Annotated in this window: 15 protein-coding genes; 6 read left to right on the top strand and 9 right to left on the bottom strand. The window is 73.0% G+C overall.

Going from position 1 to position 20,017, the window contains the following annotated elements; translation table 11 throughout:
- Nucleotides 1–42 precede the first annotated feature (42 nt).
- Nucleotides 43–1,002: an SGNH/GDSL hydrolase family protein gene (locus tag E1200_RS01545; RefSeq protein WP_131949934.1), complete on the bottom strand. Its 960-nt coding sequence runs from the start codon at nucleotides 1,000–1,002 to the stop codon at nucleotides 43–45.
- A gap of 187 nt (nucleotides 1,003–1,189) precedes the next feature.
- Here E1200_RS01545 and E1200_RS01540 point away from each other — a divergent pair, with 187 nt between their 5' ends.
- Nucleotides 1,190–2,572 carry a cystathionine beta-synthase gene (locus E1200_RS01540; RefSeq protein ID WP_131949933.1) on the top strand — a complete coding sequence of 461 codons (1,383 nt, stop codon included), beginning with the start codon at nucleotides 1,190–1,192 and terminating at the stop codon, nucleotides 2,570–2,572.
- A gap of 161 nt (nucleotides 2,573–2,733) precedes the next feature.
- Here the strand turns inward: E1200_RS01540 and E1200_RS01535 are convergent, their stop codons facing one another.
- Nucleotides 2,734–4,890 carry an MMPL family transporter gene (locus E1200_RS01535; RefSeq protein WP_131949932.1) on the bottom strand — a complete coding sequence of 719 codons (2,157 nt, stop codon included), beginning with the start codon at nucleotides 4,888–4,890 and terminating at the stop codon, nucleotides 2,734–2,736.
- 169 nt (nucleotides 4,891–5,059) lie between these two features.
- Between E1200_RS01535 and E1200_RS01530 the strand changes: the two genes are divergently transcribed.
- Together E1200_RS01530 and E1200_RS01525 are read left to right on the top strand one after the other, a co-directional pair.
- The gene (locus tag E1200_RS01530; RefSeq protein WP_131949931.1) at nucleotides 5,060–6,217 is read left to right on the top strand and encodes a cystathionine gamma-synthase; all 1,158 of its coding nucleotides are present in this window, start codon (nucleotides 5,060–5,062) and stop codon (nucleotides 6,215–6,217) included.
- 48 nt (nucleotides 6,218–6,265) lie between these two features.
- A complete protein-coding gene (locus tag E1200_RS01525) occupies nucleotides 6,266–7,360 on the top strand; it encodes an alpha/beta hydrolase (protein WP_243708283.1) in 1,095 nt (364 codons plus the stop codon).
- A gap of 54 nt (nucleotides 7,361–7,414) precedes the next feature.
- Here the strand turns inward: E1200_RS01525 and E1200_RS01520 are convergent, their stop codons facing one another.
- The 3 genes from E1200_RS01520 to E1200_RS01510 form a co-directional block, all read right to left on the bottom strand.
- Nucleotides 7,415–7,972, bottom strand: coding sequence for a hypothetical protein (locus E1200_RS01520; protein ID WP_131949930.1), 558 nt, complete (start codon nucleotides 7,970–7,972; stop codon nucleotides 7,415–7,417).
- 27 nt (nucleotides 7,973–7,999) lie between these two features.
- Nucleotides 8,000–10,069: a hypothetical protein gene (locus E1200_RS01515; protein ID WP_131949929.1), complete on the bottom strand. Its 2,070-nt coding sequence runs from the start codon at nucleotides 10,067–10,069 to the stop codon at nucleotides 8,000–8,002.
- Between the two features lie 76 nt (nucleotides 10,070–10,145).
- The gene (locus tag E1200_RS01510; RefSeq protein ID WP_131949928.1) at nucleotides 10,146–11,579 is read right to left on the bottom strand and encodes a sigma 54-interacting transcriptional regulator; all 1,434 of its coding nucleotides are present in this window, start codon (nucleotides 11,577–11,579) and stop codon (nucleotides 10,146–10,148) included.
- 186 nt (nucleotides 11,580–11,765) lie between these two features.
- On the opposite strand from E1200_RS01510, the gene E1200_RS01505 reads away from it, so the two are divergent.
- The 3 genes from E1200_RS01505 (at nucleotide 11,766) to ilvA (ending at nucleotide 15,201) form a co-directional block, all read left to right on the top strand.
- Complete coding sequence (locus E1200_RS01505) at nucleotides 11,766–12,929, top strand: FIST N-terminal domain-containing protein (protein ID WP_131949927.1); 1,164 nt, start codon at nucleotides 11,766–11,768, stop codon at nucleotides 12,927–12,929.
- On the top strand, nucleotides 12,926–13,885 hold the full coding sequence (locus E1200_RS01500) for an ROK family protein (protein WP_131949926.1): 960 nt from the start codon (nucleotides 12,926–12,928) through the stop codon (nucleotides 13,883–13,885). Before E1200_RS01505 ends, E1200_RS01500 begins: the two co-directional genes overlap by 4 nt.
- A 77-nt stretch (nucleotides 13,886–13,962) precedes the next feature.
- Nucleotides 13,963–15,201, top strand: coding sequence for a threonine ammonia-lyase (gene ilvA / locus E1200_RS01495; RefSeq protein ID WP_131949925.1), 1,239 nt, complete (start codon nucleotides 13,963–13,965; stop codon nucleotides 15,199–15,201).
- Nucleotides 15,202–15,271: 70 nt separating this feature from the next.
- Here ilvA and E1200_RS01490 read toward each other — a convergent pair whose 3' ends face one another.
- The 4 genes from E1200_RS01490 to E1200_RS01475 form a co-directional block, all read right to left on the bottom strand.
- The gene (locus tag E1200_RS01490; protein ID WP_131949924.1) at nucleotides 15,272–16,693 is read right to left on the bottom strand and encodes a M1 family metallopeptidase; all 1,422 of its coding nucleotides are present in this window, start codon (nucleotides 16,691–16,693) and stop codon (nucleotides 15,272–15,274) included.
- A gap of 186 nt (nucleotides 16,694–16,879) precedes the next feature.
- Nucleotides 16,880–18,466: a M1 family metallopeptidase gene (locus tag E1200_RS01485; RefSeq protein WP_243708282.1), complete on the bottom strand. Its 1,587-nt coding sequence runs from the start codon at nucleotides 18,464–18,466 to the stop codon at nucleotides 16,880–16,882.
- Between the two features lie 54 nt (nucleotides 18,467–18,520).
- Nucleotides 18,521–19,303, bottom strand: a complete 783-nt coding sequence (locus tag E1200_RS01480) for an RDD family protein (protein ID WP_131949923.1) — start codon at nucleotides 19,301–19,303, stop codon at nucleotides 18,521–18,523.
- A gap of 101 nt (nucleotides 19,304–19,404) precedes the next feature.
- On the bottom strand, nucleotides 19,405–20,017 hold a 613-nt coding region (locus tag E1200_RS01475), incomplete at its 5' end, for an RDD family protein (protein ID WP_207933038.1).

The following is a 20,017-nucleotide window of genomic DNA, read 5'->3' as shown; positions in this document are numbered from 1 at the left end:
GCCCGGTCAGGCGGGTCAAGCGCGTCAGGCTGGCCAGACCTGTCAGGCCGTGGCGCGGCCGGGGTCCGGCTGCGGGGCCTGGCGGCGGGGCAGCAGGGCGGCCCAGCGGCCCGTGGCGGCCTTGCGGACCTCCGTCCCGGACTGCTCGGCGGCCTCGGCCGCGGCCAGGTAGACCGGCAGGATGCCGGCCGGCTGCTCGTCCGCCGCGGGCTCCAGGCCCAGCGCGGAGGCCATCGCGGGCAGGACGGCGGCGCACGCCGCCGCGTACCCCCGTGCGGACGGGTGGTACCGGTCCTCGCTGAACATCGAGAGCGGGTCGGCGGAGAACTCGCGGCCGAGCAGGTCGCCGAGCGACACCGAGTGGGCGCCGCGTTCGACGACCGCGACGGTCTGGGCCGCGGCGAGCTGGCGGCTGGCGCGCCGGGCGATGTACCGCAGCGGCTGCATCAGCGGCTTCACGGTGCCGAGGTCGGGGCAGGTGCCGACCACGACCTCGCTGCCCGCGGCGCGGAGCCGCGCCACCGCGAGGCCGAGGTGGCGGACGGACTCGGCGGGCGCCACCCGCGCGGTCACGTCGTTGCCGCCGATCATGATGACGGCCAGGTCGGGGCGGGTCTGCAGCGCCCGGTCGACCTGGCCGGACAGCGCCTGCGAGCGGGAGCCGGAGCGGGCCACGTTGGTGAGCCGGACGGGCCGGTCCGCGATCGCCGACAGGCCGGTGGCGAGCAGCGCGGCGGGCGTCTCGTCCGGGCGGTGCACGCCGAGCCCGGCGGCGGTCGAGTCGCCGAGCATCACGAGGGACAGCGGGGCGCCGCCGTGCGTCCCGCCGTAGAGGCCGTCCGCGACCGGGGGGCCGGCGCCCGGGGTCGCGGTGATCAGCCGGCGGGCGAGCTTGGCCTCCGCCACGAGGAGCCCGAACGTGAGGCCGCCGAGGGCCGTGATGCCGCCGCCGCCGAACGCCGCGGCCGCCGCGATGCGGCGGGCCGTGAATGCTCTCCACATGCGTCGCTGACCCTCCGTGATCTGGTTTCTACCCGCGGGCCCCGCCGTTGATGCCTGCGGTCTCCGCTCTCGGCTACCGTCGAAGCGGGGGTCCGACCGGACCCGCGTCCGGCGCGGCCCGTACGAAATGCGGGCCGACCAGGGGCGCAACGCTCAGATCGGCATACTGACCGACAAGGATGTCGCGGTGCACGTACACGACTCGCTCGTCGAACTGATGGGCAACACCCCCCTCGTTCGGCTGCGCAAGGTGACCGACGGGGGCACGGCCGAGGGGCGGCCGCAGGTGCTCGCCAAGGTGGAGTACTTCAATCCCGGCGGCTCGGTGAAGGACCGCATCGCGGTCCGCATGATCGACGCGGCCGAGCGCTCCGGCGAGCTGCGCCCGAACGGCGTGATCGTCGAGCCGACGTCCGGCAACACCGGGGTCGGGCTCGCCATCGTGGCGCAGCAGCGCGGCTACCGCTGCGTCTTCGTCTGCCCGGACAAGGTCTCCAGGGACAAGATCGACGTGCTGCGCGCGTACGGCGCGGAGGTCGTGGTCTGCCCGTCTGCGGTCTCGCCCGAGCACCCCGAGTCGTACTACTCGGTGTCGGACCGGCTGGCCGCGGAGATCCCCGGCGCGTGGAAGCCGAACCAGTACACCAACCAGGAGAACCCGCGGTCGCACTACGAGACCACCGGGCCGGAGATCTGGGAGCAGACCGAGGGGCGCATCACGCACTTCGTCGCGGGCATCGGCACCGGCGGCACGATCAGCGGCACCGGCCGGTACCTCAAGGAGGTCTCCGGCGGCCGGGTGCGGATCATCGGCGCGGACCCCGAGGGATCGGTGTACTCCGGCGGGACGGGCCGGCCCTACCTGGTCGAGGGCGTCGGCGAGGACATCTGGCCCGAGACCTACGACCGGGACATCTGCGACGAGATCATCGCGGTGTCCGACAAGGACTCGTTCAACATGACCCGGCGGCTGGCCCGCGAGGAGGCGCTGCTGGTCGGCGGGTCCTGCGGGATGGCGGTCGTCGCCGCGCTGCGCGTCGCCGCGCGAGCCGAGCCGGACGCGGTGATCGTGGTGCTGCTGCCGGACGGCGGCCGCGGCTACCTCACCAAGATCTTCAACGACGAGTGGATGGCGGACTACGGCTTCCTCATCCCGTCCACCGAGGAGGCCCGGGTGGGCGAGGTGCTCACCCGCAAGGGCCGGACGCTGCCGGAGTTCGTGCACGTCCACCCGCACGAGAGCGTGGAGACCGCGATCTCGATCATGCGCGAGTACGAGGTGTCGCAGCTCCCGGTGATGAAGGAGGAGCCGCCGGTCATGGCCGCCGAGGTGGTCGGCTCGGTGCGGGAGCGGGACCTGCTCGACATCCTCGTCGGGGAGCGCGGCAAGCTGGCCGAGCCCGTGGAGCGGCACATGTCCCCGCCGCTGCCGACGCTCGGGTCCGGGGAGCCGGTGAGCGAGGCGGTGGGCGTGCTGCAGAAGTCCGGCGCGGCCGTCGTGCTCGTGGACGGCAAGCCCAAGGGACTCGTCACCCGCCAGGACCTCCTCGCGTTCCTGTCCGCGAGCTGACGCGGGAGGGCCGCGAAAGGACGCGCACAACCGCAAAGGGAAGCGCCGGAGACCGTGCTGGTCTCCGGCGCTTCCCCTACGAGGGTGCCGGGTCGCGGAGCCGCCCGGTGGGCGGCGTGTCTGGCCGGCTCCGCGACCCGGCGTCTATGGGGGTCCCGGCGTCACCGGGCCCCGGTCGGGGTGAGGTCCTCCTGCGTGTCGGCGGCCTTCGGCGCCTGCTTCGCGTCGGCGCCGTGTCCGGGCCACCACGCCTTGCGGCCCAGCAGCGCCGTGACGCCCGGCACCAGGAAGATCGCCATCACGAAGGCCGACAGCGCGATCCCGAGCGCGATGGAGAAGCCCATCTGCTGCAGCATCGACACACTGGCCAGCAGCATCACCGAGAACGTCCCGGCGAGGATCAGCCCGGCCGCGGCGACCGTCGGGCCGCCGTGCTCGACCGCCAGCGCGGCGGCCTTGCGCGGCTCGTGGCCCTCCTTGGCCTCCTCGCGCAGCCGCGCGGTCATCAGGATGTTGTAGTCCGTCCCGATGGCCAGCACGAAGAGATACAGCATGATCGGCAGGTGGAAGACCTCCCCGGGCTGGCCGAGCAGCCCCTGGAAGACGTACACCGCCGAGCCGAGCGTCGCGGCGAAGCCGAGCAGCACCGCCGGGACCAGGTACAGCGGGGCGACGACGGAGCGCAGCAGCGCCAGCAGGATCAGCGCGATGAGCACCCCGGCGACCGGCAGGATCACCGACAGGTCGCGGTTCACGACGCGGTTGATGTCGCTGTAGATCGCGGTCTCGCCGCCGACGAACACCTCGGTGCCCGCGGGCGCGATGTCGTGGACGGCCGGCCCGAGCTCGTTCTTGACGTGGTTGATCGAGTCGTTGTCGACCGGGTTGCCGTTCAGCACCAGGTTCACCTGGCCGATGGTCGGGTCGGCCTGGCTGATCACGGCGGGCTGGACGCCGCCGACGCCGGGCAGCGACTTGGCCTGCTGCCCCCAGGCGTCCAGCTCGGCCTTGTCGAGCGGCTGCCCGCCGGTGGACTGGATCATGACCTCGACCGGCGTGGTCTGCCCGGCCGGGAAGCCCTTCTTCAGGTCCTCGGTGGCGAGGGCGGACTCGGTGTCCTTCGGGAAGCTGGACTGGAAGTCGTAGTCGGACTTGAAGTTGACCGCGCCGGACGCGAGCGCGACCAGCAGGACCCCGGCGCCGAGGGCGACCGCGGCCGGGCGCCGCCCGACCAGCCCGCCGAGCTTCGCCGCGGTGGTGCCCTTCGGCTGCTTCTTCCAGGACTTCGACGGCCAGAACACCGCGGGGCCGACCAGCGACAGGATGGCGGGGAACAGCGTCAGCGACGTGATGCCCATCACCACGACGCCGATGGCCAGCGACGGGCCCCACGCGGCGAAGATCCCGAAGGACGCCAGCATCAGCACCATGAAGGTGACCGCGATCGCGGCGGCGGCGGAGGTGATGACCTCGCCGACCCGCTCCACGGCGGAGATGAGCGCGGTCTTGCGGTCCTCGCCGGCGCGCAGCCGCTCCCGGTAGCGGAACAGCAGGAACAGGTAGTAGTCGGCGCCGACGCCGAACATCACGATCGTCAGGATGATCTGCAGGCTGTCGTCGCCGGTGAAGTCCAGCAGCTTGGACGCCGTGCCGATCAGCCCCATCGACATCTGCTCGGTCGCGATGATCACGATGATCGGCAGGATCGCCGCCAGCGGCGCCCGGAAGATCACCAGGATCAGCCCGATGATCAGCGCGAAGGTCGCGACGGTGATGAGCATGAAGGACTGGGTGAAGGAGTCCTCGTTGTCGACGAACATCGCGACCTCGCCGCCGACCTTCGCCTCAAGGCCGGCGCCGAGCTGCTTGGGCAGCTCGGTGCGGATGTCCTTGATCGCCTGGCTCTGCTGCTGGGCCTCCTCGCCGGTCGCCATGTCCATCGGCACGGTGATCAGCTGGATGGACCCGTTCGGGGCGATCGACTCGGGGCTGGTGAGGAAGCCCTTGACCGTCGGGTAGGTCTTGGCCGACAGGCCCTTGGCCGCCTCGGCGACCTTGGCGTTGTCGGCTGGGGTGAGCTTCCCGCCGTCGGAGCGCTGCACCACGATCAGCGCGGACATGTCCGCCTGCTCGGGGAACGCCTTCTCGGCGAGCTCGATGGCCTGGACCGACTCGTATCCGGACGGCAGGAACTCGCCCTGGTCCGACTCGGTGGACAGCTTGGGGGAGAAGGCGATGATGACGATCGCGGCCGCGAGCCAGGCCGCGATCGTCCACCACGGGTGTCTCACGACGAAGCGCGCGAGCCGAGCGAACATGGGGTTTCCTTATCCAGAGACGGGGGGAGGTCGAGATTGCTGAGTACCTCTAAAACGGTAGAGATCCCCCGGCGCCTTGGGGTCACCCGCTGCGCCGAAATGCGGGCTGATACCTCCGGTGGAGAGCCTCATCCTTCAGGAGGGGAGCGGGGCGGATAGCCTCGTACCCATGGACAACGACGTTCAGCGAGGCTTCGAGACCCTGGCCGTCCACGCCGGGCAGGAACCCGACCCCACCACGGGTGCGGTCGTGAAGCCGATCTACCAGGTCTCCACGTACAAGCAGGACGGCATCGGCGGCCTGCGCGGCGGCTACGAGTACTCCCGGTCGGCGAACCCGACCCGGACCGCTCTGGAGACGTGCCTCGCCGAGGTGGAGAGCGGCGTCCGCGGGCTGGCGTTCGCGTCCGGGCTCGCCGCCGAGGACGCGCTGCTGCGCGCGGTCTGCCGCCCAGGTGACCACGTGGTCATCCCGAACGACGCCTACGGCGGCACCTACCGGCTGTTCGCGAAGGTGGCCGAGCCCTGGGGCGTGGCGTTCGACCCGGTACCGCTGGGGGACATCGAGGCGGTGCGGGCCGCGGTCGGCCCGCAGACGAAGATCATCTGGCTGGAGACGCCGACGAACCCGCTGCTCGGCATCGCCGACATCGCGGCGCTGGCGGCCGTCGCCCACGACGCGGGCGCGCTGCTCGTCGTCGACAACACCTTCGCCTCGCCCTACCTGCAGCGCCCGCTCGAACTCGGCGCGGACGTGGTCGTCCACTCGACCACCAAGTACATCGGCGGCCACTCCGACGTCGTCGGCGGCGCGCTGATCGTGTCGGACGCGGAGCTGGGGGAGCGGCTGGCGTTCCACCAGAACGCGATGGGCGCCGTCGCGGGCCCGTTCGACGCCTGGCTGACCCTGCGCGGGATCAAGACGCTCGGCGTCCGGATGGACCGGCACTGCGCGAACGCGGAGCGGATCGTGGAGATGCTGGAGCGGCACGCGGCGGTCCGGGAGGTCCTCTACCCGGGGCTGCCCGGCCACCCCGGGCACGACGTCGCCGCCAAGCAGATGAAGGCGTTCGGCGGCATGGTCTCGTTCCGGATGGAGTCGGAGGAGGCGGCCGTCCGGGTCTGCGAGGCGACGAAGCTGTTCACGCTGGGCGAGTCGCTCGGCGGGGTGGAGTCGCTGATCGAGCACCCGGGGCGGATGACGCACGCGTCGGCCGCCGGGTCGCCGCTGGAGGTTCCTGCCGACCTGGTGCGGCTCTCGGTCGGGATCGAGGACGTCACCGATCTTCTGCGGGATCTTGAGCGGGCTCTCGCCCACGGCACTTGATCAAGCCTCTATACTCGGCGCGCCAGGTGCGTAAAGAAAGGGACCGGGGTGCGCAAAGTTCTGGTCTGTGGGGCGGCGTTCGCCGCGACGTGTGTCTCCGCCGTGGCGGTGCCGGTAGGCGCCCAGGCGACCTCGCCGGTGCCGACGCCGCCCGCGTCCAGCCCGGTGCCGCCCGCCTCGCCGGGCGGGGAGCAGGGGACGACGGCGCCCGAGGGCCCGCCGGCTTCCGGTGCCCCCGATTCGCAGGGGCCGGCGACGTCCGGCACGTCGCAGCCGGCGCGGCCGGACGGTGCGACCGACGGGACCGTCTCCGCCGAGGCCGTCATGGTCACCCCGGAGCTGCCCCGCGCGCGCACCTACGCCTACGGCAAGGACCGGGCCCAGCGGGTCGACGTCTACTGGCGCAAGACCGAGCAGGGGACGGCACCGCGTCCCGCCGTGCTGATCCTGCACGGCGGGTACTGGCTGCACGGCGACAAGGGCGGCTGGAAGTACTTCGCGCGCCGGCTGACCGAGGAGGGGTTCGTCGTCCTGTCGGCGAACTACCGGCTCGCGCCGCGGGCGCAGTGGCCGGCGCAGCGCGACGACGCCCTGTCCGCGCTCGCGTTCCTCAAGGACAACGCCCGGCGGTGGAACCTCGACCCGCGGCGCGTCGCCGTGGTCGGCGCCTCGTCCGGCGGGCACCTCGCCACCCAGCTCGGCACGTTCGGGACGGGCTCCGCCCAGGTCCGCGGCGTGGTCGCGCTGTCGCCGGTGACCAGCCCGTCGCTCGCGTACCACGACGGCGGCAAGCCGGCCGCCACGCCGAGCCAGCGGAAGCTTCGGGGCGCGGTGACCGCGCTCCTGAACTGCGCCCCGGACGTCTCCGCCGACGAGGAGTGCGTCGCGAAGCTGGAGGACGCGAACTCCGCGTCGCACGCCTCGACGGGCGACGCGCCGATGCTGCTCATGCACACGGCCGGCGACTTCGTGCCGATCTCGCACAGCAACGGGCTGGCGAGCGCGCTGCGCGCCGCGGGCGTCCCGGCGACGGTCAAGAGCCTGGAGGGCGACATGCACGCCTCCGGGCTGCTGGCCGGGGACAAGACCTACCCGACGATCGTCGCCTGGCTCAAGGAGCGCCTGACGCCCGGACCTGGGTGACCCCCGGACCGGGTGACCGGCACAGGGTGACCGGCGCGGGGTGACCGGCGCGGGTCAGCCGTTCCAGACCATCAGCAGCAGGATCACGAGCCACATCACCGCGACCACGCCGGAGATGGCGGCGATCCGGCCGCGCTCCACCTGCGCGATGTCGTCCGCCGCCGGCCGGGCGGCGGGCGGCTCCTCGCCGGTGTCCTTACCGGTGTCCGCGCCGTCCCCGGCGTCCTTGCCGGCGACCTTCGTGTCAGCTGCGGCGGGCTCGGCATGGGGCGCCGCGGCCTCCTTCTCGGCCGCGACCTCCAGCAGGTGCACCGCCTTCCGCTGGTCGCGCTCGACGATCAGCAGCAGCACCAGCGCGACGACGAACAGCGTCATCGACACCGACAGCCACACCTCCGCCAGGTCGCCCTGGGCGAGCAGCAGCCCGAACAGGAAGATCCCCAGGCTGGTGACCCCGTAGATCTGTGTGACGCGGTGCAGGTACCGCAGCACGACCACGTTGCGCCTGCGGATGTAGCGCGGGGTGGACATGGTCGCGGCGGTCAGCGGCCCCAGCGTGAAGATCGCGAACCCGATGTGCAGGAACAGCAGGAGGTGGTCGGAGGTCGACATGACGCCGACCCTAAACCCTCCGCCCCGCTAGCGGCGGGCGCGCCGCACCCGGAGGTAGTCGCTGACGACGTACTCGCCGAGCCGGTCGGCGTCCGGCGCGAAGACGCGGCCGCCGTTGCGCCGCGCGACCTCCTCCACGAACGACACGAGGCGCCGGTCCTCGGCGAGCATGAAGAAGTTCATGCAGGCGCCCCGCCGGGTCATCTTGTCGACCTCGGCGAGCGTGAGGACGAGGGTGTCGGTGGACGGCGGGTAGTCGAACAGCGAGCGGCCGTCCGGGCGCAGGTGCGCGGTCGGCTCCCCGTCGGTGACGACGAGGACGATCGGCTCGAAGTCAGGGTGCCGGTCCAGGTGCCGCCCGGCGATCATCAGGGCGTGGTGCAGGTTGGTGCCCTGCACCATGTCCCAGTCGAGGCCCGCCATCTCCGTCGGGTGCAGCACCCGCGCGTAGTTGGAGAACCCGATGATCTGGATGGCGTCCTGCGGGAACTTGCTGGTCACGAGGGTGTGGAGGGCGAGCGTGGTCTGCTTGGCGACCGCCCACGTCCCGCGCAGCACCATCGAGTACGACAGGTCGACCAGCAGGCACACCGCCGCGCCCGTGCGGCGCTCGGTCTCGTGCACCTCGAAGTCGTCCACGCCCAGCCGCACCCCGCCGGGTTCCAGCCCCGGGCGCGATCCGGCGCCGCCGGTATCGGGGGGCGCCGGCTCCACAAGCTTCAGGGTGGCGGACGCCGGCGGGCCGGCGGGCCGCACGCCGCCCTCCATGGCGCTGCGGCGGATCGCGTTGCTCACCGTCCGGACGACGTCGAGCGGCTGCTCGTCGCCGAACCGCCACTCCCGGCTCGCGCCGGTCAGCTCGCCCGCCTGGCCCGCGTCCCGCTGGTCGTGGTCGCCCTGCCGGCCGGTCGTGAGCTGCGCGAACACCCGGCGCAGCGCCGTCTCGCCGAGCCGCCGCACCGCCTTCGGCGTCAGCTCCAGCTTGCCGCGGTTGCGGCGCAGGTAGCCCTGCCGCTCCAGCTCCGCCTCGATGCGGCGCAGCGCCGCCAGGTCGTCGACGGCCTGCCGGCCGAGCGCGCGGCGGACGGCGTCCTCGTCGATGTCGTCGAGCCGGGCGCCCGGGTAGTCCTGCCCGAGGGCCGCCTCCAGCTCGCTGAGGTCGGCGAGCTCGGCGAGCGCGGTGGTGGCGTCGCCCATGCCGAGCGGGTCCTCGCCGCTCATCTGCTCCGCGCGGCCCCAGCCGAGGTCGGGACGGCGGGTGCGCAGCGCGTCGCCGAGCCGGGTCATCTCCATGGCGAGGCCCGCGTCCTGCATGGCCTGCTCCATCAGCCCGGCCAGCTCCGCGCGCTGCTCCGGGCTGAGCGAGGCGAGCAGCCGGTCCATCGCCGCGGCGCGGCGGGCGAGGGAGTCGACCAGCTCCTCCAGGTTCTGCGGAGCGTCGGGGAACATGTCCCCGTACTCCTCCATGAACCGGTCGAAGTCCTCCTGGGTGTGCTCGCCGCGCGCGTCGCGGTCGAGCATCTCGTTCAGCGCGCCCATCATGTTCTTGACGCGCTCCATGGCGGCGGGGTCCTGGTTCGCCAGGGCCTGCTTCATGCCCTGGAACTGCGCGTCGAGCACCTCGCGGCGCAGCAGGTCCTTCAGCCGCTCGAACGTCTCCCGGGCCGCGTCCGAGCGCCACTCGTAGTCCGACAGCCGCCGGATCGCCTGGGACGTGTCGGACGGCAGCGTGTCCAGCTCCGCCTCCCGCAGCCGCGCCTCGTCGCTCGGGTCGGGGAACAGCTCGGCCCGCTCCTGCCCGATCGCGGTGTCCAGCAGCGCCCGCGCCTCCTCCAGCGTCCCGTCGAGGCGGCCCCGGTCGCGCAGCGCGCGGCGGCGCTCGCGCACCTGGCGGAGCATGTCGTCGAGCCCCCGCACGTCCGGCAGGCGGCCCTGCGCGTCCCGGAGGCCGCGCCGGAGCAGGTCCCGCAGCGCCTCGTCCGGGCGGGTGCCGTCGAGCACCGAGTCGCCCATCGCGTCGAGGGCGTCGCGGACGTCGTAGGGCGGGGCCAGCGGATCGGGCCCGTCCTCGTAGGCGCCGTAGCGGTATCGGCTCATCGAATCTCCTCGCAGGTGGAGAAGCGGGTTGCGGCCGTCGGGCCGGGCCGTCGTGCCCGGCCGTCAGGTCCGGCCGTCAGGTCCGGTAGGTGGCCGTCCCGTCGGCCCCCTCCGCGACGTCCTTGGACAGCCGGCGGGTGAGGAACAGGCCCTCCAGGGCGAACTCCAGTGCGGCGGCGGCCTGGCCGGGGGACTCCCCGGTCATGCCGAGCCGCTCCATGATCTTGGCGAGGCCGGGGACCTGGCCGATGCGGCGCAGCAGCTCCGCCGCCGGGACCAGCTCGCCCGACTCGACGCCGTCACCGGAGTCGAACCTGTCGAGCAGCCCGCTCAGGTCGGCGGGGCCCAGCGTCCGCCGGTAGGTCTCGGCGACGGCCCGGCGCAGCAGGTGCTCCAGCACCTCCTGCTCGCGGCCCTCCTCGCTGACCTCGAACTCGACCTTGCCCATCAGCGACGGGACGACCGCGGGCAGGTCGCAGACCCGCGCGACGGCGTGCTCCTCGCCGGTCAGCGCCGCGCGCCGCACCGCGCCCGCCGCGACGGTCTCGGCGCCCGCGAGCGCGAACCGGGCCGACACGCCGGAGCGGGCGTCCACCGCCGTCGACTCGCGGACGAGCCGGGTGAACCGCCCGATCACCTCGATCAGGTGGTCGGGCACCTCGGCGGGCAGGCCCGCGAGGTCGGCGAAGTCGGCCTCCTGGCGGATCAGCGCGAGCTCGGCGGCCAGTTCCAGCGGGTAGTGGGTGCGGATCTCGGCGCCGAAGCGGTCCTTCAGCGGGGTGATGATGCGGCCGCGGTTGGTGTAGTCCTCCGGGTTGGCGGACGCGACGAGCAGCACGTCCAGCGGCAGCCGCAGCGCGTAGCCGCGGATCTGGACGTCGCGCTCCTCCAGGACGTTCAGCAGCGCCACCTGGATCCGCTCGGCCAGGTCGGGCAGCTCGTTGATGGAGAAGATCCCGCGGTTGGTGCGGGGCACCAGGCCGAAGTGGACGGTCTCCGGGTCGCCGAGCGTCCGGCCCTCGGCCACCTTGATCGGGTCGACGTCGCCGATGAGGTCGCCGACGCTGGTGTCGGGCGTGGCGAGCTTCTCCCCGTAGCGGTCGTCGCGGTGCCGCCACTCGACCGGCAGGTCGTCGCCCTTCTCGGCGGCGAGCCGCCGGCAGCGCACGCACACCGGCTCGTACGGGTGGTCGTTGATCTCGCAGCCGGCCACGACCGGGGTCCACTCGTCCAGCAGCCCGGTGAGGGTGCGGATGAGCCGCGTCTTGCCCTGCCCGCGCTCGCCCAGCAGCACGAGGTCGTGCCCCGCGAGCAGGGCGCGTTCGAGGTGGGGCAGGACGGTGTCGTCGAAGCCGAGGATGCCGGGGAAGCGCGGTTCGCCGGAGCGCATCCGGGCGAGCAGGTTGCGGCGGATCTCCGCCTTCACCGGACGCCGGACGTGGCCGCTGGTGCGCAGCTCGCCCAGTGTGGCCTCGCTGGGCAGGGATTCACGCGGTGTGGAAGAACGCACGCGACCGACATTACGTCGCCGCTACGCGGAATCGCACCCCGGGACGGGATTCCTCCGTTGCCCGGTGGATTCGTCCGCCGGTGTACCGTCCCGTGCGGATCGGGCGATGTTTGGGTGGGCGGCGCACGGCGGGGGACACTGTGCGTGTGAACGCAGCGGCGAAACGCAGTGAGGGAGGCGGCGCGGATGGCGCGATTCGGTGATGGCCTGGCCTCCGGACCCGACCTGTGCGAGGCGGCCGTGTCGGCGGTCGAGCAGGCCCTCGCGCCGCTCAGCGCGGCGCCCGACCTGGTCTGCGTCTTCATGACCGGCGACGACCCGGAGGTCTTCGAGATGGCCGCGGCCGCCGCGGCGCGCGCGGCCGGGCCCGCGGTGCTGCTGGGCTGCACCGCGTCCGGCGTGATCGGCGCCGGGCGCGGGGTGGAGGAGGCCGGCGCGGTCAGCGCGTGGGCGGCGGTCCTGCCGGGCGCGCGGCTCGACCCGTTCCGGCTGGAGACGCTGAAGGCCGACGACCGGCTGGTCGTGGTCGGCATGCCCGAGGCGCAGGACGACGACGTGGTCGGCGTGCTGCTGACCGACCCGTACACCTTCCCGGTGGACGCGTTCGTCGAGCGCTCCGACGACGCGCTGCCCGGCCTGCCGCTGGTCGGCGGGCTCGCGGAGGGCCGCGAGCGCGGCGACGCGCGGCTGTTCGTCGGCGGGGACGTCTACCGCGACGGCGCGGTCGGCGTCGTCATCGGCGGGTCGGTGGCCGCGGCGACCGTGGTCAGCCAGGGCGCCCGCCCGATCGGCCCCGACATGGTGGTGACCAGGGCGGAGGAGAACGTCCTGTACGAGCTGGCCGGCACGCCCGCGCTGGAGAAACTCGAGCAGATCGTCCTGGAACTGCCGGAGGAGGAGCAGGAGCTCGCCGGCCGCGGCCTGCTGATCGGCGTCGCGATGGACGAGTACGCCGACGAGCACGAGCACGGCGACTTCCTCGTCCGCGGGGTGGTCGGGGCCGACACCGACAGCGGCGCCATCGCGATCGGCGACGTGGTGGACGTAGGGCGCACCGTCCGGTTCCAGGTCCGCGACGCGGGCGCCGCCGACCAGGACCTCGCGGCCCTGCTCGACCGTTTCGACATGCGGCCGGTCGAGGGCGCGCTGCTGTTCTCCTGCAACGGGCGCGGGCAGGCGATGTTCGCCGACTCCGACCACGACGCCCGCGTCCTCGACCGCGCCTTCGGCCCGGCCGGGGTGGGCGGCTTCTTCGGCGCCGGCGAGATCGGCCCGGTCGCGGGACGCAACCACGTGCACGGCTTCACCGCGTCCATCCTGGCGTTCGGCCGGGCCGGGGAACCGGCTTGACGGGCCCGGCCGCACCCGTGCTCGCCGTCGACATCGGCGGCACGAAGCTCGCCGCCGCGATCGTCGAACCGGGCGGGCGCGTCGCCGCCTACGACCGCGCGGCGACGCCGGCCGGGCCCGGCCTGGACGCCGAGGGGCTGTGGCGGGCGCTGGAGGCCCTGCTGGACAAGCTCGCCGCCGATGCCGGAGACCCGCCCCTCGCGGGCGTCGGCGTCGGCTGCGGCGGGCCGATGACGTGGCCCGCCGCCGAGGTCTCGCCGCTCAACATCCCGGTGTGGCGGGACGGCTTCCCGCTGCGCGCCAGGCTCCGCGACCGGTATCCGGACCTGCCCGTCCGCATCCACAACGACGCCGTCTGCGTCGCCGTCGGCGAGCACTGGCTCGGCGCCGGACGCGGCCGCGACAACGTCCTCGGGATGGTGGTGTCCACGGGCGTCGGCGGCGGCCTCATCCTCGGCGGCCGGCTCATCAACGGCGCCAGCGGCAACGCCGGGCACATCGGCCACGTCGTCGTCGACCCCGCCGGGCCGCCCTGCGAGTGCGGCGGGCGCGGCTGCCTGGAGGCCGTCGCCCGCGGCCCCGGGCTGGTCGCCTGGGCGCGGGAGCAGGGCTGGCGCCAGGAGACCCCGGACGCGACCGGCGTGGAACTCGCCGCCGACGCCCGCGCGGGGCATCCGGTCGCCGCCGCGGCGATGCGGCGGGCCGGCCGGGCCATCGGCGTCGCGCTCGCCTCCACGACGCACCTGTGCGACCTGGAGGTCGCGGCGCTCGGCGGCGGCGTCTCCCAGGCGGGGGACCTGCTGTTCGAGCCGCTGCGGGAGGCGTTCCGCGAGCACGCCCGGATGGACTTCGCGCGCCGGGTGCGGATCGTCCCGGCGGAACTCGGGCAGACCGCCGGGCTCGTCGGCGCCGCCGCCCTGGTGTTCGCGCAAGATCGCTATTGGAGTGCAGGGTGAGCTCGCGGGGTGCGAGTATCCATTAGAGCGAAGCGAACCGGGGGGTGTGGGGGGTCGTCCCCCCACAGGAGGCAGGTATGAGCGATCGGCAAGGGCGGGCCGTCACCGTCGACGATGTCCGCGCGGCCCGGAAACTGCTCCGCGAGGTGGTCGTCCCCACCCCGCTGATCCCGTCCCGGGTGCTGTCGGAGCAGCTCGGCGGGCCCGTCCTGCTGAAGTGCGAGAACCTGCAGCGCACCGGCTCGTTCAAGATCCGCGGGGCGTACGCGCGGATCGCCGGGCTGACCGAGGACGAGCGCGCCGGCGGCGTCGTGGCGGCCAGCGCGGGCAACCACGCGCAGGGCGTCGCGCTCGCCGCGGCCATGCTCGGCTGCAAGGCCACGGTCTTCATGCCGGTCGGCGCGCCGCTCCCCAAGATCGCCGCGACCCGGGGCTACGGCGCCGAGGTCGTGTTCCCGGGCCCCACCGTCGACGAGTGCCTCACCGCCGCGCAGGAGTACGCCGAAGACTGCGGCGCGGTGTTCATCCACCCCTTCGACCACCCGGACGTCGTGACCGGGCAGGCCACGATCGGCCTGGAGATCCTGGAGGGGTGCCCGGACGTCCGGACCATCGTCGCGCCGGTGGGCGGCGGCGGCCTGCTGGCGGGCATCGCCGCCGCGGCCAAGGGCGTCGCGGCGGAGACCGGCGGGCGGAAGATCAAGGCGCTCGGCGCGCAGGCCAAGCGCGCCGCCGCGTTCCCGCCCTCGCTCGCCGCCGGACGCCCGCTGCCGGTCGCGGTGGAGCCGACGATGGCGGACGGCATCGCGGTCGGCCGGCCCGGCGAGCTGACCCACGCCATGTTCACCGAGCTGGTGGACGCCGTCGTCACCGTGACCGAGGAGTCCATCTCCCAGGCGCTGCTGCTGTGCCTCGAACGCGCCAAGCAGGTCGTCGAGCCCGCCGGGGCGGCCGGGGTCGCGGCGGTGCTGGAGCACGGGTACGCGGTCGAGCCGCCCGTCGTGATCGTGCTGTCGGGCGGGAACATCGACCCGCTGCTGCTGTCGAAGGTGCTGCGGCACGGCCTCGCGGGCGCGGGCCGGTACCTGGTCGTCCGCTGCCGGCTGAAGGACCGTCCGGGCGCCCTGGTGACCCTGCTCAGCGAGCTCGCCGAGCTGGGCGTGAACGTCCTGGACGTGATGCACGAGCGGGTCGCGGCCCGGCTGCACGTCGAGGAGGCCGAGGTCCTGATGCACCTGGAGACGCGCGGCTCCGCCCACTCGGAGGACGTGATCGCCCGCCTCCGCGAGAAGGGCTACACCCTCACCCTGAGCTGAACGACCGGTCACCTGCGGCGTGCCGCCCCTATCCGCGCCGGCATAGGGGCGGCACGCCGCACGGCGGCGTTCAGAGGGCCGGCTTGCCCTCGCTGTACAGCCATGCCTTCGCCCAGCCGTCCAAGTTCTTGCCCGAGAGGCGTTCGGCGAAGCGGACCAGGTCCTCCGTCGAGGCGTTGCCGTAGCGGTACGCCGCCGGCCACGCCTTCAGCAGCCGGTGGAACGACTTCTCGCCGATGGTCTGCCGCAGGACGTGCACGGCCATCGCACCGCGGTCGTAGACGAGGCCGTCGAAGATGTGGTCGCGTCCCGGGTCGGAGACGACGCCCTCCCACAGGCCGTCGTCGGCGGGCGTCGCGTAGACCGCGTCGAAGCTCTCCTGGACGGGCGTGCCCTCGAACTTCTCGGCGTACAGCCACTCGGAGTACGTCGCGAAGCCCTCGTTCATCCAGATGTCGGCCCACCGCTCCGGCGTGACCGAGTCGCCGAACCACTGGTGGCCCAGCTCGTGCGCGACGAGCGCGCCGCTCGGGATGGCGCCCGGCCGGCGGCCGAGGTCGTACACCGGGCGGCCCTGGGTCTCCAGCGCGTACCCGAACCCGCCCTTGACCACGATCCCGCCGGTCGAGGTGAACGGGTACCGGCCGTACATCGACGCCTGGAAATCCTGGATCTCGGCGGTCTGCCGGTGGAACTTCCGCGCGTTCTCCGGCGAGACGCCCTGCGCGCGGTCGGTCGCGGTCAGGTTCGGCACGCCGTCGCCCGTCCGCCCGGTGAGCACGTCGTACTTGCCGATCGCGAGCATCGACAGTTCGCTGGCCATCGGGTGCCGCATGACCCAGCGCGTCGTCGTCCAGCCGCCCTTGGTCCACGTCCCGCGCAGGTCGCCGTTGGACAGCGTGGTGTGGCCCTTCGGCGCCGTGAGCGTGAACGTGTACGTCGCCTTGTCGGTCGGGTGGTCGTTCACCGGGTAGACGGTCGCCGCGCCGAACGGCTGGTTCACCATGACCGCGCCGTCGGCCGTGGGGATCCAGCCGGACGTGCCCAGCGTGGCGTCGTTGACGGGCTGCGGGACGCCCGCGTACGCGACGGTCACCGTGAAGTGCCGGTGCTTCCGCAGCCCCTTGCGCGGGGTGATGACGAGTTCCTGGGCGCCCGTCCGCTCGAAGGACGCCCGGTGCCCGTCCACCGTCAGCGACGAGATCGTGAGGGGGCCGAGGAAGTCCAGGTTGAACCGGGACAGGTCCTGCGTGGCCCGCGCCTTGATCTTCGTGACGGCCCGGATGCCCTTCGTCGCCGGGTCGTACCGCAGCCCGATGTCGTAGTGCCCGACGTCGTAGCCGCCGTTCCCCATGTCGGGGAAGTAGGGGTCGCCGGCGCCGGGCGCGCCGGGTGTGTAGCGCGCCGCGGCGCTCGCGGGCGCCGCGGACACGGTGAGCGCCGCGGCGACGCCCAGCGTCACGGCGGCGAGGGCTCTGGGGGTTGTGCTCATCGGCCTCGTCCTCGGTGCTCCTCGATGACGGCCGCCGCTCCGTCACGACGGCCGTGATCAAGACTTTCTCCCGATCCCGGACGGTTCAAGCGCGATCCGGTCTCGAATGCGCGAGCACGCGGGGCCTTTCGTGACCGGATGTGGACCTCAGGCGGCCGGGACGGTGCGGCCGGGACGCGCGCCGGCCTACTTCGCCGGGCGGCCCTTCTCGTACAGCCAGGCCTTGAAGAACCCGTCGAGCTTCTTGCCCGAGACCTTGTTCGCCAGCGCGATGAACTGCGGTGTCGTCGCGTTGGAGTGGCGGTGCTCGTCCGCCCACGTCTTGAGGATGTCGTAGAAGACGTCCTCGCCGACCCGCTCGCGCAGCGCCACGAGCGTCATCCCGCCGCGGTCGTACACCGAGCGGCCGAACATCTTCTTGCGCCCCGGGTCGCCGGGCGGGTTGTCCCACAGCTCGTTCGCGATGCGGCTCTCGTAGCGCTCGTCGAACTGGTTCTGGACGGTCCGGCCGCCGCTCTTCTCCTCCCACAGCCACTCGGCGTAGGTGGCGAAGCCCTCGTTCAGCCAGATGTCCTTCCACCCGGTGACGCTGACGCTGTCGCCGAACCACTGGTGCGCCAGCTCGTGCGCCACGATCGTGGGCTCGGCCCCGAACGACCCGTACACCGGCCTGGTCTGCGTCTCCAGCGCGAAACCGACCTCCGCGTTGTCGACGAGCCCGCCGGACGAGGAGAACGGGTAGGGCCCGAACAGCTTCGCGAACTCGTCGGTGATCTCGGTGTTCAGGCGGTGGAAGGCGTCCAGGTTGACCATGGACAGGGTCGGGTCGGCCGCACTGATGACCTGGACGCCGTTCCCGGCCATGCCCGTCCGCACGTCGAAGCGCCCGACGTTGACGGTCGCGAGGTACGTGGCCATCGGCGACTTGACGTGCCACTTGGTCGTCGTCTGGGCGCGGTGCCCGATCGGCTCGATGCCGGGCCCGGTGGGCGGCTCGTCCGGCGGGCCGCCGGGACCGGTGCCGGGCGGGCCGCCGGGCACGCCGGGCGCCCCGCCGCCGGTCCCGGTGAGCGGCGTCGCCGGCTCGCCGTTGGCGATGGCCGTCAGCCCCTGCGGGACGGTGATCTCGAAGTCGAACGTCGCCTTGTCGCTCGGGTGGTCGTTGCTCGGGAACCAGGTCTGCGCCCCGCTCGGCTGGCAGGCGATGAACACCCCGTCGGACGTGCGGATCCAGCCGTAGGTGCCGAGCACCGGGTCCGTCACCGGCTCCGGCGTCCCCGAGTACTCGATCACGGTGGTGAACTGCGCGTCCTTCCGCAGCGGCTTCGCCGGGGTGACCTCCAGCTCGCTGCCGCCGCGCTGCTGCCGCGCCGGGGCGTCGTTCACCTTGATCGACGCCACCTTGAGGCCGCTCAGGTCCAGGTTGAAGCGGGCGAGCCGCTCGGTCGCCTTCGCCGTGATGGTGGCGGTGCCCTTCAGCTGCTCGCCGGCGTCCGGGTCGATGTTCAGCTTCAGCGAGTAGTGCTGGACGTCGTAGCCGCCGTTGCCGTCCCCCGGCACGTAGTTGTCGCCCGCGGTCGTCGGCCCCGCCGGACCGGTCGCGGCCGACCCCGGGGGCGCCCCGGACGGGTCGCCGTCGTCGTTGAAGGGCGACAGCTGGCAGGCCGCGGTCAGCGACCCCGCGACGGCGAGCGCGGCCAGTCCCGCGGCACCACGGAACGCGGTCCGCGAGCCGTGGCGGCGAGGGGTGGGGGATTCTCCGGCCTTGTGCACCCGCCAAGACTGCCCCGCCTGGTACGCGCAGGGCAACTCGTATCGGTTCCCCGGTCAGCGATGGGCGTAGGGATCGGGGGTGTGCGGACCGGCCTGGACCACCACGGTGTGCGCCACCTTGCAGTGCAGGGCCTGCTTCCGCGGGTCCCACAGGATCCACAGGACGTTGATGAGGCCGATGCATCCGCAGATGCCGCCGAGCACGCTGTAGAACGCGGAGCGGCCGGCCGCCTCCCCGGTGGTGATCGCCTGCCCGTCGGTCTCCCGGACGACCCTGATCCCCAGCAGCTTCTTGCCGATCGTCTGGCCCCACTTGGCGTGCATCAGCCAGTAGTAGAAGAAGGCCAGCACGACGCCGATCGCGTTGCTCGAAAGCTGGGCGTTGGAGTAGTAGAGCGACTCGCCCGTGTCGGGGTCGAAGACGCTGCCCCAGTCGACGAACGGCAGCGAGATCAGGCTGGTGACGATGCCGAGGAGGACGATGTCCACGATCGCCGCGCCCAGCCGCGCCCAGCGGCTCGCCAGCCGCTGGGCGGGCTCGCCGTAGCCGCCCGTGCCGCCGTGCCCGGACTGGCCGGGGTACTTCGGCAGGTCCCCGTAACCCGGCTGCTGACCGTAGGGCTGCTCGCCATAGGGCCCCTGCCCGTACGGCTGCTGCTGCCCGTACGGCTCTCGGTAGGGAGGCTGCTGGCCGTACGGCTGCTCCCCGTACGGCTGCTGCCCGCCGTAGGGCTGCTCACCACCGTACGGACCCGGCCCGCCGGGATCCTGCGGGCGGCCGTGCGGCCTGTCTTGCGGATCTCCCCCGGACGCGGGGTCGTTCGGCGGTTGCGTCATGCCCGGAGCGTGGCCGCGCCGCCGCCGTCCAAACTCCCCGCGTCCGGTGGGGCCGCAGAGTTTGCGCGAGGAAGATCAGAACTTGCCCGTACCGGGGATGCTCAGGACTTCGCGTACGGGTCCGGAATCCACGGCGCGGTCTTCACCACCAGCGTTTTGGCGACCTTGTCGTGCACCGCCTGCCGGCGCTTGTCCCACAGGATCCACGCCGGGTCCAGCGCCCCGAGCATCGCGAGGACGGCTCCGCCGGCGAGGAAGAAGTTGGCCGCGGTCGTCGCGATCGACACGGAGGAGACGAACGCCTGCCTCCCGATGGCCTGGCCCCAGCTCACCGCCGAGAGGTCGGCGGCGTTCACCACCCGGATGCCGAGGGCCTTCTTCCCGATCGTCTGGCCCCACCTGGCGTGCAGGACGGTGTAGTACGCGAACCCCACCACGAACGTGATCGCGTATCCGGCCAGGAGCACCGGGACGTTGTAGAACTCGAAGGGGTCGGAGAGGGAGACCGCCTCACCGGCCTCGGCGGCCTCCAGCAGCTTGTCCCAGCGGACGGAGAACAGCATGACCGGCACGGTGACGACGGCGAGCAGGAGGGAGTCCAGGATCGCGGCGCCGAGCCGCGCCCAGCGTCCCGCGAGCATGTCCTCGGGGCCGGCGAGGCCCGGCTGCGGCTGCATGGGCGGGCCGTAGCCGGGGTGCGGCGCGGCGGGGTGC

This window comes from Actinomadura sp. GC306, from assembly GCF_004348665.1.
Taxonomy (GTDB): Bacteria; Actinomycetota; Actinomycetes; order Streptosporangiales; family Streptosporangiaceae; genus Spirillospora.
This window is presented reverse-complemented; position numbering and strand designations above follow the sequence as displayed.